17 protein-coding genes are annotated in these 16,179 nt (G+C 38.6%); 2 read left to right on the top strand and 15 right to left on the bottom strand.

Annotated elements, in window-relative coordinates:
• Positions 1-224: 224 nt before the first annotated feature.
• The 4 genes from PaeCFBP13512_RS12355 to PaeCFBP13512_RS12340 all read right to left on the bottom strand — a co-directional run bounded on the left by PaeCFBP13512_RS12355 (position 225) and on the right by PaeCFBP13512_RS12340 (position 3,582).
• Positions 225-962 carry a hypothetical protein gene (locus tag PaeCFBP13512_RS12355; protein ID WP_137223386.1) on the bottom strand — a complete coding sequence of 246 codons (738 nt, stop codon included), beginning with the start codon at positions 960-962 and terminating at the stop codon, positions 225-227.
• Between the two features lie 138 nt (positions 963-1,100).
• Complete coding sequence (locus PaeCFBP13512_RS12350) at positions 1,101-1,853, bottom strand: amino acid ABC transporter ATP-binding protein (RefSeq protein ID WP_069329280.1); 753 nt, start codon at positions 1,851-1,853, stop codon at positions 1,101-1,103.
• Positions 1,854-1,903: 50 nt separating this feature from the next.
• On the bottom strand, positions 1,904-2,572 hold the full coding sequence (locus tag PaeCFBP13512_RS12345) for an amino acid ABC transporter permease (RefSeq protein ID WP_137223384.1): 669 nt from the start codon (positions 2,570-2,572) through the stop codon (positions 1,904-1,906).
• A 161-nt stretch (positions 2,573-2,733) separates the two neighbouring features.
• On the bottom strand, positions 2,734-3,582 hold the full coding sequence (locus PaeCFBP13512_RS12340) for an amino acid ABC transporter substrate-binding protein (protein ID WP_137223382.1): 849 nt from the start codon (positions 3,580-3,582) through the stop codon (positions 2,734-2,736).
• Between the two features lie 285 nt (positions 3,583-3,867).
• Between PaeCFBP13512_RS12340 and PaeCFBP13512_RS12335 the strand changes: the two genes are divergently transcribed.
• A complete protein-coding gene (locus PaeCFBP13512_RS12335) occupies positions 3,868-4,569 on the top strand; it encodes an MgtC/SapB family protein (RefSeq protein ID WP_137223380.1) in 702 nt (233 codons plus the stop codon).
• Positions 4,570-4,699: 130 nt separating this feature from the next.
• Here PaeCFBP13512_RS12335 and PaeCFBP13512_RS12330 read toward each other — a convergent pair whose 3' ends face one another.
• Positions 4,700-5,317: a hypothetical protein gene (locus PaeCFBP13512_RS12330; RefSeq protein WP_069329264.1), complete on the bottom strand. Its 618-nt coding sequence runs from the start codon at positions 5,315-5,317 to the stop codon at positions 4,700-4,702.
• Between the two features lie 363 nt (positions 5,318-5,680).
• On the opposite strand from PaeCFBP13512_RS12330, the gene PaeCFBP13512_RS12325 reads away from it, so the two are divergent.
• The gene (locus PaeCFBP13512_RS12325; RefSeq protein ID WP_137223378.1) at positions 5,681-5,914 is read left to right on the top strand and encodes a hypothetical protein; all 234 of its coding nucleotides are present in this window, start codon (positions 5,681-5,683) and stop codon (positions 5,912-5,914) included.
• Positions 5,915-5,916: 2 nt separating this feature from the next.
• Here PaeCFBP13512_RS12325 and PaeCFBP13512_RS12320 read toward each other — a convergent pair whose 3' ends face one another.
• From PaeCFBP13512_RS12320 to PaeCFBP13512_RS12275, 10 genes are all read right to left on the bottom strand, one after another.
• A complete protein-coding gene (locus PaeCFBP13512_RS12320; protein ID WP_069329262.1) occupies positions 5,917-6,099 on the bottom strand; it encodes an aspartyl-phosphate phosphatase Spo0E family protein in 183 nt (60 codons plus the stop codon).
• A gap of 276 nt (positions 6,100-6,375) precedes the next feature.
• Positions 6,376-7,677: a pyrimidine-nucleoside phosphorylase gene (locus tag PaeCFBP13512_RS12315; protein ID WP_069329261.1), complete on the bottom strand. Its 1,302-nt coding sequence runs from the start codon at positions 7,675-7,677 to the stop codon at positions 6,376-6,378.
• 24 nt (positions 7,678-7,701) lie between these two features.
• A complete protein-coding gene (gene deoD, locus PaeCFBP13512_RS12310) occupies positions 7,702-8,415 on the bottom strand; it encodes a purine-nucleoside phosphorylase (protein WP_069329260.1) in 714 nt (237 codons plus the stop codon).
• A 305-nt stretch (positions 8,416-8,720) separates the two neighbouring features.
• Positions 8,721-9,902 (bottom strand): phosphopentomutase, encoded by a 1,182-nt coding sequence (deoB, locus tag PaeCFBP13512_RS12305; RefSeq protein WP_137223376.1) that lies wholly within the window; start codon positions 9,900-9,902, stop codon positions 8,721-8,723.
• 241 nt (positions 9,903-10,143) lie between these two features.
• Positions 10,144-11,328, bottom strand: coding sequence for a NupC/NupG family nucleoside CNT transporter (locus PaeCFBP13512_RS12300; protein ID WP_069329258.1), 1,185 nt, complete (start codon positions 11,326-11,328; stop codon positions 10,144-10,146).
• 154 nt (positions 11,329-11,482) lie between these two features.
• A complete protein-coding gene (locus PaeCFBP13512_RS12295; RefSeq protein WP_069329257.1) occupies positions 11,483-11,890 on the bottom strand; it encodes a cytidine deaminase in 408 nt (135 codons plus the stop codon).
• A gap of 166 nt (positions 11,891-12,056) precedes the next feature.
• Positions 12,057-12,722, bottom strand: coding sequence for a deoxyribose-phosphate aldolase (gene deoC / locus PaeCFBP13512_RS12290; RefSeq protein WP_069329256.1), 666 nt, complete (start codon positions 12,720-12,722; stop codon positions 12,057-12,059).
• Positions 12,723-13,021: 299 nt separating this feature from the next.
• On the bottom strand, positions 13,022-14,365 hold the full coding sequence (locus PaeCFBP13512_RS12285) for an MFS transporter (RefSeq protein WP_069329279.1): 1,344 nt from the start codon (positions 14,363-14,365) through the stop codon (positions 13,022-13,024).
• 82 nt (positions 14,366-14,447) lie between these two features.
• Positions 14,448-14,906 carry a MarR family winged helix-turn-helix transcriptional regulator gene (locus PaeCFBP13512_RS12280; RefSeq protein WP_083243624.1) on the bottom strand — a complete coding sequence of 153 codons (459 nt, stop codon included), beginning with the start codon at positions 14,904-14,906 and terminating at the stop codon, positions 14,448-14,450.
• 154 nt (positions 14,907-15,060) lie between these two features.
• Entirely contained in the window at positions 15,061-15,996 is a 936-nt protein-coding gene (locus PaeCFBP13512_RS12275; RefSeq protein WP_069329277.1) for a sugar-binding transcriptional regulator, read from the bottom strand.
• Positions 15,997-16,179 lie beyond the last annotated feature (183 nt).

Raw genomic sequence — 16,179 nt, 5'->3', positions numbered from 1 at the left:
CATTATTTATAGAAAAAATATACATTATGAATACAACATGTAGAAATATTTTTATTAATCGTTCTAAATGTAGGTCGAATATTAATAGAATTTCGACAAAAAAATCTCGAAATTTATTTTAAAAGAATATTCTTTTTGAGTCCAAATCACAAAAAAGTAGTTCAACATCATCTCTACCGAGGCTGTGTTGAACTACTTTTTGGATAACGATAAATGGCTCTATTTTAAGATGAAGTAACTGGTACTTTGATAGAAAGGGTCTGGAATGTTTTAAGATACGTAGACACTTGCGGTTGAATCTTTTTGAAATATTTCAAGTTGGCTTGATTGGCTAATTGCTTAGTAGCATCTTCTTCTGGAAAGATAGAGTACTCTTTATCAATCTTTCCTTTCCGGTATTGAATCTGCGTGAATTTACCAGTTGCCCAATATTGTGAGATATTTTGGTTATCTCCATAAATCTGTAACCATAGATCACTATCTTTGTAATTAAAGCTAAAGGCAGGATCTGCTAATGCTTGAGTCACAGTATATCCTTTTTTAAACACATCATTTTCAAACTGACCTTGCTGAATCAAATTCGCTTCTATTTTACCTGCTTTATTTTTGATCGTTTGTCTGACTTCGCCCAGACCATTGCGCTGATCTTTGCTCCATTCGCCTTTGTATGTCACAACAAATGTACGTCCTTTGACCGTATATTGATTTACATATTTCCCTGTACCTTGCCGTATCCCATCGACCCACTGTCCTGCATATGATTTGGAATCTCCCCAGCGAATCGTACCTGTTCCGTTAGGCTTTCCATTTTCCACTTGTCCGTAATACGAAGCACGTGCTGAAAGTTTAAGTGACTCTTTCTCGGTAGCCGCATGAGTCATCGGTGCATATATCCCAATAGACGTAGCGATCAATACTGTACTTAATATGACGGTTTTGCATGTATGTAATATTCTTCTCATTCCTTCATCCCCTTATATGTCTCTAAATATAGAAAAAAAGAAAACCATACATATTCGTCTGTACGATTTTCTTCTTTCTCAAGCTAGTTACCTTTATGCTATTTTATACCCTGAATAGAGCATTTATAATCTAATCTGTTAGATGTCTTCACCTGTTAAGCGATTAAGGAACTGCTTTGCACGATCACTTTGTGGGTTATTGAGTACATCTTTGGGATGTCCTTGTTCTATAATGTATCCACCGTCCATCAGAAGCACATGGTCAGCGACATCAGCTGCAAATTTCATTTCATGCGTTACGATTACCATTGTTCTACCTTCAATCGCTAATTGCTTAATAACTTTAAGCACTTCACTAACCAATTCGGGATCAAGTGCAGAAGTAGGCTCATCAAAAAGGAGTACATCCGGTTCAACTGCCATTGCACGTGCAATACCAACACGTTGTTGCTGTCCACCGGATAATTGGTGTGGATAAGAATTACCACGGTCGCCTAATCCTACTTTGGCAAGTAATTCTTGGCTGGATTTGCGAGCGTCTTCTTTACTTTTTTTCTGTACCGTAATCTGAGCTTCCATAACGTTCTCAATAACGGTTTTATGAGGAAACAAGTTATACGATTGAAAAACCATACCTGTCCGTTTGCGAAGTTCGGTCACTTCTTTGCTAGACACTTTACGACCTTTTTGAAAATCTAACGAACGATCACTTAACTTGATCGTTCCTTGATCAGGAGTCTCCAGTAGATTCATGCAGCGAAGTAGCGTAGTTTTACCTGAACCAGACGGCCCGATAATAACGAGCACTTTTCCTTTGTCTAAGCTTACGTCAATCCCTTTAAGTACTTCCAATGCACCGAATGACTTGTGCAAATTACGAATCTCGATCATCATCGGCTAATCTCTCCTTTACTTCTTCAATAGCGATTCTTATATATGAGTTAGTCCGCTGACGAGCGACCTAGTCGTTTTTCTAATTTGTTTTGGAAAAAGGATAAAATTGAAGTGAATATTAAATAAATGACTGCTGCTTCCGAATACACTAATAAGTATTCATACGTGGTAGCTACAATTTCTTGAGACTTCCGAAATAATTCTACATACGTTACTGTTCCAGCCAAAGAAGTGTCTTTCACTAGACTAATAAATGAATTCGATAATGGTGGTAATGATACACGAGCAGCTTGAGGAAGAATAATTCGGCGTAATGCTTGTCCACGTGTCATTCCAAGTGAATAGGCAGCTTCCCATTGCCCTTTATGAATCGATTGAATCGCTGCACGTACAATTTCAGAACCGTATGCCCCTACGCTCAAAGAGAAACCAATTAATGCCGCTGGAAAAGGATCTAATTCGATTCCAATCGTAGGCAATCCGTAGAAGATAATCGCTAACTGCACAATTAAAGGAGTTCCTCGGATAATCCAAATATAAAATCGTGCAATAAAATCTAAAATTTTCACGCCAGATAATCGGGCTAATGCTGTTAATACAGCCAAAATCAAACCAATAATAAATGAAAAAATAGCTAACGGAATAGTAAAACGTATTCCGGCTTCAAGCATAGGCCAAAAAGAATTAACAAGTATCTCGATTTGACGATCGTCCATATTCTAACATCCTTTATTTCGACAATTTGGGTTCATATCTCTTGTACATGCAATGCTAAGTAAATATCTTAGAAAGGCTTACAACGTACAAATATCTTGACGAGTGTTTATTCGTCAAGATATCGTTATCATCGCATATATACAAAGTGAGACTCAGTGTATTATTTAGATACATCTTCTCCGAAATATTTCTCAGAGATTTTCAAGTATGTTCCATCATCTACCATATCTTTTAACGCTTTATTCACAGCTTGAACCAAATCTTCGCCGCCTTTGTTGAAAATAGCACCACTTTGAGAAGCATTTGCTTCTTCAGCTACAACTTTAATAGGTGCATCTGGTTGTTGCTTTTTCAAATCAAGGTAAGACAAGTTATCATTGATTGTAGCTTGAGCACGATTAGAAGTTAACAATCCTACTGCTTGTGTAAATCCATCAACAGAAACGATTTCTGCACCGTTATCTTTAGCGATTTGAGCTAGATTACTTGTTAAAGATTGAGCAGATTTTTTACCATTTAGATCAGCAAACGATTTAATATCTGTATTGTCATCACGTACGATAAGTACTGCTTTGGAAGCGATGTACGGATCAGAGAATAAGAATGTTTTTTGACGTTCTTCTGTAATACCTACTTCATTAAATACTGTATCAAAACGCTTCGACTCTAATCCACCTAGTAAGCTATCCCAAGCAGCTTCAGTAAATACAGGTTCTACACCCAGACGTTTACTGACTTCTGTTGCAATATCTACGTCAAAACCAGTTAATTTACCACTTTCATCATGAAACGTAAATGGTGCATATGTTCCTTCTGTACCAATACGTAATTTACCACTAGCTTTTACAGATTCCAATGTGGCTACTTTGCTAGAAGAAGCTGTGTCTGTATTCGTTGCTCCAGATGTATCGGTATTGCCTGTCGTTGCTGTATTAGAACTGTTACCACATGCTGCAAGAACAAGCATGGTCAGTATCATAACCAGTGTAAAAGAACCCCATTTTTTCATTTGAAAATACCCCTCTCAGATGTTGGTGATCACACTTATCGTTGGTGATTCACTACTTATTAATAACGTACTGCAAATTGTATAGTACACTGTCTTTCGTCACACGTCAACTCTTTTTCCGATAAAATTACTTGGTTTTATTGTAATAGACATAATTCCATCATTATTCTTACCCTTTATCACTTTATTTGAACATGGTATATACGCTGTGAAGCAACATATTTCTCTGCAATTGGGGTATATACTTTTTAGGACAACGATCTTGCGAAGGAGGAAATTATAGGAATGATATGGATAACAATAGAACATATTTTGCGAGTATTAATTGCAGGATTGGCTGGAGCTATTATCGGATATGAACGGAGTAGTCGCCAAAAAGAAGCCGGGATTCGCACTCATTTTATCGTAGCGGTGGGTTCTTCTCTAATGATGATTATATCCAAATATGGATTTACCGATATGGGAAGTTGGAGCAATGTATCCCTTGATCCTTCGAGGGTAGCTTCGCAGATTGTAAGTGGAGTGGGCTTTCTAGGAGCAGGCACTATTTTTATGAATAAGCAAAAAGTGAAAGGATTAACGACAGCTGCCGGTATATGGGCAACAGCTGGAGTAGGGATGGGCATAGGAGCCGGTATGTACACGCTAGGGATCGGAGTCACCCTGTTGATTGTAGTTGTACAATTTGCAATGCATCGTCATCGTAAGCCGCTTGTAGCGACTCGTGTGCCCCATCGTCTAACTGTCCAGATCGTAAATCATAAGCAAGCTATCCCATCGATCCTGGATGCGTTGGATCAGCACCAAATTCATGTGTTTAGTTTACATTCTGAAATCGAAAAATCGATGCCTGACACTAAGGAGTCTGTTCCTTCCTATTTACTGTTACAAGCTTCCATTCAATTGAATACCACTATCAAACCAAAAGACCTTGTTCCTCTATTACAATCCCTACCAGATGTACAAATGGTCAAAATAGATGAATAAACTAGCTTTTTCTTTTATAAAGAACACATACCAAAAAGCATCTTGCTACAATAAGAGATTGAACCATTGACTCGTTCAGTTCTTCTAGCAAGATGCTTTTGTTGTATTCTGTATTGAAGTCGCCAGCTTATCAAAAGTTCTGCTTTAATTGTTCAAATTGAGAACGAATGCGATCCCGTACATCGTCTGATCCATTTTTGAAATATTCATGACGCTGATTATTCATACGTTGATGAGCTTCACGTTGTAATTCACGCTCTACTTCATAGGCTTGATCTATTTCTGCTTCGACATCGATCACATCGTGCCGACAGACAAATTGAGAACCCAATTGACTCAACACATAATTGAATACGCTTACATTATTTTCTTGCACAATACTGATTAAAGCCATTTGTCCCTCATCTAACGTATACAACGTAGATTGGATCAATCCCATTTCTTGTTCTGCTACTTCATGAGTAAATGGCATACTAATCATCGAATCGATACTGCGTTCTAACAATACACCTAACGGACCTGCAAAAATTCCAATCATTGATCCCAAAAGTCCACCTGTTGTCCATTCACCTGCCAGTGATCCATGTGTACCAAATCCATCCCAAAATACCACTTTGCCTTTTTCTCGTGCTACAATAGCGGCTTCCAAGACAGCATATCCTTCGGTAATACGACTATGTCGAAGAGTAGATAAAGCTCGGTATGCCTTACATTCATCTGTAAAAATAACGGTCACTACATTTTCCATAGGACACCCACTTTCTTTTGTTTAACCAGTTGTAAGCGTTCTCAGATATCGTTTCTTTTATCTTATGCTATTTTCCAATTAAATCAACTTATTTTATCGCAAAATAGTATAAATACTGCGAAATTTAAATATATTTCATTTTTAGTATATTATTTAATATAAAGGAGGGAATGTTATGTTACAAGGTGTAGGTGTATATGGGCTTATTTTATCTGTGATTGTATTGATTGCTTTTGTAATCGCTATACGTTGGTTGGTTGCGAAGTTATTTGCCAAAAGATCTTAATTCCTAAAGTAGAAGTCAGCTAAGATGTTTATTGTACATAAATCTAAATCAATTTGATTAACATGGAGGACAAGGCTATGACACAACCTCATCATTCGTCTACAGAAGAACAGCCTATTATCGAAGTACCTAGAGATGCTTCTTTTAATAGTGTAACCGAGCATAATCATACGATTTTAGGCGTGCCACGTACTGGAAATATCGAAAATATCTCGGATATGCCTGCTCCAATACGTTGGTTTGGCTATATTGCTTTTGGAGCTATTGTTGTAGGTGGTGTAGCTATCTTAGCAATTGGACTATTGATGTAGTGTTATAACATATTCATATGTGTTCGTTTATAGAGGGTAGCATATTGATTATATTCGTTGAGGGTCTCATCCAATTGTTGGGATTTATCCAAAACACGGTTATCTGAGAATCCGTACATTTCAGCCAATTGGTGCATTTCTTGACGTTGTTGCTCGATTTTCTGTAGGCATTGGTGTAAATTCAATGTACCTCTCTACTCCTTTCTTTTTATGTCTAGTAAATGTATTACGATTTATATTTATTGCATACAGAATATTCAATTTGGATAGATAGTCTATACTATATATCGATCCATTTTAGCCATTTTTTGAATAGTTCCCAAGTCTAATTTATTCGACATTATAATCGAATTTTCTATTAACTCTATATCCTTAAAACAGAAAAACCCCCGACCAGAGTGAACGTAATGTTCAATCGTCGAGGGTTTTGTCTATTTTAATCTATTGGAAAAGGATCTCTATTACTCCGTTACTGTTCCGTATACTAATGTTGGAGCGTCAGCATGATCTGCGATACGAATACTCTCGTATAGTTTTTTCAATACATCGTCTACATTTTCACGGTTAGCATGAATTGTTACTAAAGAGTCGCCCACTTTAACAGCGTCGCCTACTTTTTTGTTCAACATCAAGCCTACAGCAAGATCGATTTCGGATTCTTTCGTTGCACGACCAGCACCTAACAACATTGCTGCTGTACCGATTTCATCCGCTACCAATTCAGCTACAAATCCATCTTCTTTCGCAGGAACTTCGATCAAGAATTTCGCTTGTGGCAAACGCTCTGGTTGATCGACAACCGAAGCATCTCCACCTTGGCTTGCAAGGAATAATTTGAATTTCTCCAACGCTTTACCGTTAGCAATAACTTCTTTCAATTTTTCTCTTGCTTCTTCAAGTGAACTTGCTTTACCTGCAAGATATACCATTTGGCTTCCAAGTGCCAAGCACAATTCTTCCAAATCAGCAGGACCTTCACCTTTTAGTGTATCGATTGCTTCTTTTACTTCAAGAGAGTTACCGATTGCTAGACCTAGCGGTTGACTCATATCTGAGATAACAGCCATTGTTTTGCGTCCTACGTTGTTACCGATACTTACCATTGCATGAGCCAATTCTTTAGCATCTTCTGCTGTTTTCATAAATGCGCCAGCACCTGTTTTAACATCCAATACGATAGCGTCTGATCCAGCAGCGATTTTTTTACTCATGATTGAACTTGCGATTAATGGAATCGAGTTTACTGTTGCTGTTACATCACGCAAGCCGTATAACTTTTTGTCAGCAGGTGTTAAGTTACCACTTTGTCCGATAACAGCGATTTTGTTTTCATTCACTAATTTGATAAATTCTTCGTTTGTGATTTCTACGTGGAAACCTTCTACTGCTTCTAATTTATCGACTGTACCGCCTGTGTGACCTAGACCACGACCGGACATTTTAGCCACTGGAATATCCAATGCTGCTACAAGAGGAGCCAATACTAATGTTGTGGTATCACCTACACCGCCTGTGGAGTGCTTGTCGACTTTAACTCCTTCGATAGCGGATAGATCGATTGTATCTCCAGAGTTCACCATAGCCATCGTTAGGTCTGCACGTTCGCGCTCTGTCATGTCTTTGAAGAAGACCGCCATTGCGAATGCGCTCATTTGATAGTCAGGAATTTCGTCGTGTGTGTAACCATTAATAATAAAGTTGATTTCCTCGGTTGTTAGTTCTTTACCATCACGTTTTTTTTCAATAAGGTCTACCATTCTCATAATTATTCTAGCTCCTTGTACGTTTTATTTTTGGAAAGAGATTGCTGCATCTAAAGCAACTTCCATCATTTCGTTAAATGTAGATTGTCTTTCTTCAGATGTTGTTTCTTCACCTGTTAGCAAGTGATCACTTACTGTTAAAATGGTTAATGCGTTTACGCCAAACTTCGCTGCTAATGTGTACAATGCACTTGTTTCCATTTCAACGCCTAGTACGCCGTATTGCATTAATAATCCTGTAACGGTTTTGTCGTCACGGTAGAATGAATCTGAACTGAATACGTTACCGACATGCAAATTCAGACCTTTTTCTACGCCACGATCATAAGCAGCTTTGAGTAAAGGGAAACTTGCTACAGGTGAGAAATCGTATCCGCCGAAAATATGACGGTTCATACTGGAATCTGTACAACATGCTTGTGCCAAAATCACGTCACGAACACGTACATTTTCTTGCATACCACCACATGTACCCACACGGATCAAGTTTTTGACGCCGTATTCGCTGATCAATTCATTCACGTAAATGCTGATCGAAGGCAATCCCATACCTGTACCTTGTACAGAGATACGGTTACCTTTGTATGTTCCTGTAAATCCAAGCATACCGCGTACTTGGTTGTAGCAGACTACATCTTCAAGATACGTATCTGCAATGTATTTAGCACGTAATGGATCGCCTGGTAAAAGAATCGTTTCAGCGATTTCGCCAGCTTTTGCTTCAATATGAACGCTCATTTTATAAAAACCTCCAAAGTATGTGTTTAGGTTTGATTTGCTTGGTTGTACCGCTACGGCTAACAGATTGGGTTCCGCTCTCTGGTAAGGATAGATATCTTGAAAGACTGCTGATGCAGTCGATATCTATCCTTACCAGGAGAGGCTACACTCCAATCCGTTAGCCTTCGCTCTGTGCGGATGCAACAATATCACAAAAACATAAAGATGGGTGGTCGGCGCTGGGGACTCGCTTGACCGGGGAAACAACAAATTAGAATATTTAACATTGAGCTTATTTACAACTCTGATCCGTGTTTTGAATATTACTTAAGATCAGACAGGAAGCTTGTGCCGTATTCTGGGCTTGTTACGCCAAAGTTTTCGGCTACAGTTGCAGCGATGTCTGAGAATGTTGTGCGTAATGGCAATTCTTTACCACCATTTGCAAAACGTTTGGAATAGACAAGTAATGGGACATATTCACGAGTATGATCTGTACCTGTGTAGGTTGGATCGTTACCGTGATCGGCTGTAATGATTAGTAGGTCATCTTCTTCCATACCTGCAAATACTTCTGGTAAGCGAGCATCGTATTCTTCCAGTGCGTCAGCATATCCTTTAGGATCGCGGCGGTGTCCGAATAGAGCATCAAAGTCAACCAGATTCAAGAAGCTTAGACCGTGGAAAGGCTTCGCTAGTACGTTAACCAGTTGATCCATACCGTCCATATTAGACTTGGTACGAATCGATTCTGTTACGCCTTCGCCATCGTAGATATCAGCAATTTTGCCGATAGCAATCACGTCTAGACCTGCATCTTGCAAAGCGTTCATTGTCGTCGGTTTGAACGGTTTGAGTGCATAATCATGACGGTTGGATGTACGTTGGAAATTACCGACTTCCCCGATAAATGGACGAGCGATAATGCGTCCTAACATGTACGGATCTTCCAGTGTAATCTCACGACAGAATTCACAGATTTCATACAATTCTTTCAAAGGAACGACATCCTCATGTGCTGCAATCTGCAATACGGAATCTGCAGAAGTGTAGATGATAAGTGCGCCTGTTTTCACATGCTCTTCGCCTAGCTCATCCATAATTTCTGTTCCACTTGCCGGTTTGTTACCAATGACTTTACGTCCTGTTTTTTCTTCGATCCGCCCAATCAATTCATCAGGGAATCCATCTGGAAATACACGGAACGGTGTATCAATATATAATCCCATGATCTCCCAGTGTCCTGTCATTGTATCTTTACCACGGGATGCTTCTTGCATTTTAGTGTAATAAGCAAGTGGTTGATCTGCTACAGGTACGCCTTGAATCTCACTGATATTCGATAATCCTAGACTTGCCATATGTGGCATGTTAAGTCCACCATTTTCGCGTGCAATATGTCCGAATGTATCTACATCAACATCTCCAAATTCAGCTGCATCTGGTGCTTCACCAATACCTACTGAATCCATAACTACTAGATGAATACGTTTAAATTCGCTCATTTGTATTACCCCTTTCAACTTTTCAAAATGTCTACAGTGCTCATATACCCTACTCTGTCCAAAATGCGCAGTAGAGCATTTGGTTGCTATCATGCTTATGCAACAATAGTGTACCAAATGCTCTATGTTATACCTATATCTGCTTTTTGAAAAGTAGGTAAGGAATTCTGCGGTCATTTATGAATTCTAAATCTGCGATCACGATTCATATTCATAGGTTGTCATATACTGAAGTGATCTTTTATTTTAAGAACAGACCTGTAATTGTAGCAGAAAGCACACTTACTAGTGTAGCACCATATAATAGTTTCAGTCCAAAACGAGCTACAACATTACCTTGTTTCTCGTGTAGACCTTTAACCGCACCAGCAATAATACCGATTGAAGAGAAGTTAGCGAATGATACTAAGAATACAGATACGATACCTAGTGTACGTGAGCTAAGTTCTGTGTGTTTCACTAGATCTAGCATCGCTACAAACTCATTGGATACCAGTTTCGTTGCCATAATACTACCAGCTGTTACAGCTTCACTCCAAGGTACACCCATCATGAATGCAAATGGTGAGAAGATATAACCTAAGATTTGTTGGAACGTAATACCGAAGATTAATCCGAATAGACCGTTGATCATACCGATCAATGCTACGAAACCAATCAACATTGCTGCTACAATAATAGCAACTTTGAATCCGTCTAAAATATATTCGCCCAGCATTTCGAAGAATGACTGTTTCTCTTCTTCTTGTACTTCTAGAATATCTTCTTCTTTTGTAACAACATAAGGATTGATAATGGAAGCGATAATAAAGCCACCGAATAAGTTAAGCACTAATGCAGTCACAACATATTCAGGTTTCAACATCGTCATATATGCACCTACGATAGACATCGATACCGTAGACATGGCTGATGCACAAAGCGTATACAGACGGTGTTTAGGAAGCGCACCGATTTGTTTTTTAACAGAGATAAATACTTCTGATTGACCTAGGATCGCAGATGCTACAGCATTATACGACTCTAGTCTACCCATACCATTTACTTTACTGAGCACAAGACCAATGTACTTAATAATAAACGGTAGAATTTTGAAGTATTGCAGAATACCGATCAATGCTGAAATAAATACGATAGGCATAAGAACACTTAAGAAAAATGGTGTAGAACCTTCTGCAAAGACAAATCCACCAAATACAAAACTAATACCTTCACCAGCATATGCTAATAAATGTGTAAAGACAGTTGCAAATCCTCCGATTACCCATGTACCAACGACTGTATTAAGGAGCACGAATGCTAAAATCGCTTGCAGTACAACCATGACAAATAATGGACGATAACGAATACCTTTTCTATTATTACTTCCCAAATAAGCTAATCCAAACACCAAAAGAATACCCAAAATTGCGATAATATAACTCATAAATAATTAGCTCCCATTCTGCACTCTGCTTCATAATCATAACCACGTATTTAAAATCTTTTGAAACAAATTGAAATAATCAGAAATTATACATTAAGCGCTTACATTATTCGTAAAAAAGAACAAATCCTTGCGGATACATTCTTTTTTTGGATTATTCTGCTGGCTGACTATGATCCATGTCATGCGCTTGGAAAAATCCTGGTAACATTTGAGCTATTGTCCACTCGGTAACATCACCTTTAAGGTTAGTCAGGTATACTTTCGTATTCTCATCACTAAATTCAGCAATGACTTGACGACAAGCACCACAAGGAGAGACCGGACCTTCAGTATCCGCAACGATCGCAATCGCTTCGATCTTGCGTTGACCTTCAGATGCAGCTTTGAAAATAGCTGTACGTTCTGCACAATTGGTAAGACCATAAGAAGCATTTTCCACGTTACATCCCCCGTAGACTTTACCGTCTGCGAGCAGTGCAGCGCCTACTTGAAACTTGGAATAAGGTACATATGCATTTTTACGTGCTTCTATTGCTGCTTGAATCAATTGATCTTTCATGGATAGGTCTCTCCTCTAACGGATAAGATATTTTGCTTTGCAAAAATCATTTTTAATTCTAATAGAAGAAGTCGCATTTATGATGCCAAATGCTTAGGTAAGATATTTTGCTTTGCAAAAATCACTTTTGATCTTACTAAAGAAGTCGCATTTATGATGCCAAATGCTAGTAAGAAGAAGTTCCTTCTTCGCCTTCAACGATTTTGACGCCAGAGCTTGCACCGATGCGTGTTGCACCTGCTTCAACCATGTTGTTTAAATCTTGAAGATTACGTACGCCACCAGATGCTTTAACACCAACATCAGGTCCTACCGTTTTGCGCATCAAAGCTACGTCTGCTGGTGTTGCTCCACCTGTAGAGAAACCAGTTGATGTTTTAACAAAATCTGCTCCAGCTTTGACAGACAATTCAGAAGCACGAACTTTTTCTTCGTCTGTAAGTAGGCAAGTTTCGATAATAACTTTAACTAAAGCTTTACCTTTAGCAGCATCAACTACGGCTTGGATATCACGTTGCACTAGCTCGTTATTACCATCTTTCAAAGCACCGATGTTGATAACCATGTCTACTTCTGTAGCACCGTTTGCAATCGCATTGCTTGCTTCAAAAGCTTTAACTTCTGGAGTTGTTGCTCCTAAAGGGAATCCAATAACCGTACATACTTTGACAGGGCTACCTTTTAATTGTTCTGCACAATAAGCTACCCATGTTGGGTTAACGCATACAGATGCGAACTCATATTTTCTAGCTTCTTCTGTCAATTTAGTCACTTCTGCTTGTGTAGCATCCGCTTTCAATAACGTATGGTCGATCAATTTAGCTAAATTCATATTGTTAATCTCCTTTGAGTGAATGGTTTGTTTGACAAATAACTGTTCAGCTCTTACATCCACATCATAACACCATGTTGAACATATGTAAAACAGTTTTTGAAATTATGTTCACGACAAATCAAAGGCTTACAGCACAGCTTTATTTTTTGCGCAGGCTGTTCCTATTTTAACACTATGTTACTTGAGATGTCATGTACTAAAATAACTTTCATTTTCAAAAGCTATTTATAAGTAACCGATTGCATAGCCGAATAAAAAAAGACTTCAGGTCATTGATCTCCTGAAGTCTCGTTACATTATGCTTTGCGTGGTAGTGAAGAGGATTTGCCTGTCATTTTCGATTGAGCATAATAAAGTACGATAATCACAATCGCTAACAAGGCTTGTACCGAAAAGATATTGCTAAATACATATCCATCTGCATACACTGCTACTGGATTGAAATGAACTGAACCATGATTCGCTTCAATCATTTTACCAATAATACTGGTTGCCATCGCTCCAGCTATAAAGTTAAGCAAAGAGAATAACCCCATGCCTACCCCTACTTGATCTTTGGTCAATGTACGTGAAATCGTGTTAGACATCGCAATCTGCATAAACGTCTGACCCACATTACCAAAAATAAGAATAAACATCACCACATAAGGGGACACCCCAACCAAAGTCGATAACGTAATAAAACAAATAAAGATTAATGTCGTTGCAATATAGACTAATAATGGGTTGCCTTTGCGATCAGCTAACTTACCGCCCTGACGACCTAGAAAAGCAGAACAAATCGCAGCCGGGAACATAATTAGTCCAATCAGTGCTGGAGATAGTCCATTCAATCCACTTAAAAATTGTGGAGTGACATAAGGTAGTCCAAAGCTAAGTCCTGTTGCCAAAAATGCAATCAACAATCCAAAAGAATACTGTTTATTGCTGAATAATTTGGGCTGAATAAAAGGTTCTGCCGCTGTACGTATCCGAACAATAAATAAAATCAATAAGATGGCACCAATTATAGCGTACATCCACTGCCCTTGTGAGATCGCTAATAGTAACATCGCTACAGTTCCACCTAGCAAGATGCCACCGATCCAGTCGATCTTCTGCGCTTCTCCTCGATAATCATCTAGATATTTACGGAAAAATGGTAAAGCGATTAAAGGAAATAACGATAGTAAAAATAAAAATCTCCAGCTTCCAAAGCTCGTAATCAGACCTGCAACGATGGGTGCAATAGCGGTTCCTAATGATAATCCAATCGCTGTTGTACCAAGAGCACGTCCCCTTTTTTCAGGTGAAAAATAACGAACAGGGACAATCATAGCGGTTGCTGGGATAACCGCAGCTCCGGCGGCTTGTAGAACACGCCCTACAACCATCATCCAAAATTCAGTCGCTGCTAAGCCAACGACAGAACCTAAAGCAAAAAAGATCAGACCGAACGTCAATAAATCTTTGAGTCGGTATTTATCGGCAAGCTTGCCGTATACGACAGAACCTACTGCATAAACAATCATATAACCGGTTAATAACCATGTCACATCGGCGGCTCCAATATTGAACTCTTTACTAATCGTAGGCATCACTACATTGAACATCGAAGCATTCATTACCGAGAATACTAATGTAAATGCAAGTACACGCATTAATTTCTCACCATTGGGATAGACTCTTTCTGTTTCTGTTGCCACTTATGCTGTCATCCTCTCTACGTATACCGTTACTATTTTATTGATAAACATGAATTAATTTGTTTAACAGCTGTTTGAGATGCTCTAATTCTTCAGCTGTAAATGTGTGTGTCGAACGGCTTTTGACTTCATTAACGGCTTGCTGAGCTTGAATATACTTTTGCTCGCCTGCTGTAGTTAATGTATTTTGCTTCATACGAGCATCATCAGGATGAGCATTACGTATAATCCAACCTCTTTTTTCTATACCATTCATTAAGCTAGTCACGCTTGATTTCTCAATAAGCAGTTGATGTTCTAACTCATGATTGGTAATCCCGGGTTGAATCGCTATTTCGTGCAATGCCTGACTTTGCTGAGAAGTTATATTTAAAGATCGTAACGACTGCTCGATCTGACGCTTGATCGTTAAATATGTTTTTTTGATTAAAGGAGTCGGACTAGATAAAGCATCTTTTGCCTGTTGCTTGTATCTATCTATATCACTCTGACTCAATACATTCCCCTCTTTCTTTAGTTCGAATTCGAACTAATTTTATTTCAAAACAAAACTATTGTCAATACAAGCTTATGAATTAGATATACAAAAAAACAACCTTCTACTGGATCATGTAGAGGGCTGTTTTATAAGGCAAATCACTTTTTGATATTTATGTTAATAAAGCTTGAGCTGTAAATTGATCGGTCACCAAAATATTAGCGTATTTGCCAACTAGAGCAGCTTCAATCGCTTCGATTTTACGTTGTCCACCAGCGACCAAAATCGATTTTTCTTTTTTCCGTAAATCAACCAGATCGATGCCTACCGTGCGATCATTGATAGCCGGGCTACAAATATTACCCTGTTTATCAAAAAAGCGTGAGCAGATATCGCCAGCTCCTGTTTGCTGTAACAATCGCTGTTCTTCTTCGTTAAAATAACCCAGTCTGAACAAAAGAGCATCTTCTTTTACAGTTCCTACGGTGAAAACAGCAATATTAGCTTGTCTACCCAGTTCAATAATACGCTGAATATGACGATCTTCATCTACCATTTTTTTAAGTTCAATACTGTCGAAAATAACAGGTAACGGCAAATAGCGAGCAATCGTGTGATACGCTTCTGCAAAAAGGTTAACCGTTTCAGCCGCATAGGTGTTCACATGCGAGTGACTTACTCCGCCTTTGAGTTGTACAACTTCAACTCCGCGTACTTGCTTCTGCTCTAAATGTTCTGCAACAGCATACATCGTAGTTCCCCAGGTGACTCCAATAATATCACTATCTTTAACCGTCTCATGCAAATAATCGGCGGCACGCTTGCTGATATGCTTTTGGATTTCTTTATACTCATTGATCGGTGAATAACAAACATGTACCGTATCTAATCCATAACGTTTTTTTAATTGTTCTCCAAGTGCATCCAGATCTTCGAGAGGATCTACAATATCTATCCGCACATACCCTTTTTCTTTGGCATACTGTAGCAAGCGAGATACAGTCGGTCTAGAAACGCCTAGCTTGGTCGCTATTTCTTGTTGGCTATGATCAGAAAGGTAGTACAATCTTGCTGTCTCTATACTCAAACGTTGTTTGTCATTATCCACGGCTTTTATCATCCCACATCTCTATCAGAATCTAGCTGAACAGTTCAAACCATCTCATTTCACATATTATACATTTTTTATACATTTTTTAAAAATATATTTCAAGGATCACTATTCATGTGAAATCATATCGTTTTACAGTTGTTAACAGATTTGTATCTACCTTTTCGAAAAAAGTGACTT

This window comes from Paenibacillus sp. CFBP13512, assembly GCF_005233705.1.
In the GTDB taxonomy this organism is placed as follows: domain Bacteria; phylum Bacillota; class Bacilli; order Paenibacillales; family Paenibacillaceae; genus Saccharibacillus; species Saccharibacillus nuruki.
Note: the sequence above shows the minus strand (reverse complement) of the source record. Positions and strands in the feature narration are given on the sequence as shown.

What these genes read in the sequence shown, in the direction of transcription:
- deoB (WP_137223376.1), bottom strand. Translation starts at nt 9,902, where the DNA reads ATGAGCGAATTTAAACGTATTCATCTAGTAGTTATGGATTCAGTAGGT.
- PaeCFBP13512_RS12300 (WP_069329258.1), bottom strand. Translation starts at nt 11,328, where the DNA reads ATGAGTTATATTATCGCAATTTTGGGTATTCTTTTGGTGTTTGGATTA.
- PaeCFBP13512_RS12335 (WP_137223380.1), top strand. Translation starts at nt 3,868, where the DNA reads ATGATATGGATAACAATAGAACATATTTTGCGAGTATTAATTGCAGGA.
- PaeCFBP13512_RS12330 (WP_069329264.1), bottom strand. Translation starts at nt 5,317, where the DNA reads ATGGAAAATGTAGTGACCGTTATTTTTACAGATGAATGTAAGGCATAC.
- PaeCFBP13512_RS12355 (WP_137223386.1), bottom strand. Translation starts at nt 962, where the DNA reads ATGAGAAGAATATTACATACATGCAAAACCGTCATATTAAGTACAGTA.
- deoC (WP_069329256.1), bottom strand. Translation starts at nt 12,722, where the DNA reads ATGAATTTAGCTAAATTGATCGACCATACGTTATTGAAAGCGGATGCT.
- PaeCFBP13512_RS12315 (WP_069329261.1), bottom strand. Translation starts at nt 7,677, where the DNA reads ATGAGAATGGTAGACCTTATTGAAAAAAAACGTGATGGTAAAGAACTA.
- PaeCFBP13512_RS12295 (WP_069329257.1), bottom strand. Translation starts at nt 11,890, where the DNA reads ATGAAAGATCAATTGATTCAAGCAGCAATAGAAGCACGTAAAAATGCA.
- PaeCFBP13512_RS12340 (WP_137223382.1), bottom strand. Translation starts at nt 3,582, where the DNA reads ATGAAAAAATGGGGTTCTTTTACACTGGTTATGATACTGACCATGCTT.
- deoD (WP_069329260.1), bottom strand. Translation starts at nt 8,415, where the DNA reads ATGAGCGTTCATATTGAAGCAAAAGCTGGCGAAATCGCTGAAACGATT.
- PaeCFBP13512_RS12285 (WP_069329279.1), bottom strand. Translation starts at nt 14,365, where the DNA reads ATGCGTGTACTTGCATTTACATTAGTATTCTCGGTAATGAATGCTTCG.
- PaeCFBP13512_RS12350 (WP_069329280.1), bottom strand. Translation starts at nt 1,853, where the DNA reads ATGATCGAGATTCGTAATTTGCACAAGTCATTCGGTGCATTGGAAGTA.
- PaeCFBP13512_RS12345 (WP_137223384.1), bottom strand. Translation starts at nt 2,572, where the DNA reads ATGGACGATCGTCAAATCGAGATACTTGTTAATTCTTTTTGGCCTATG.
- PaeCFBP13512_RS12325 (WP_137223378.1), top strand. Translation starts at nt 5,681, where the DNA reads ATGACACAACCTCATCATTCGTCTACAGAAGAACAGCCTATTATCGAA.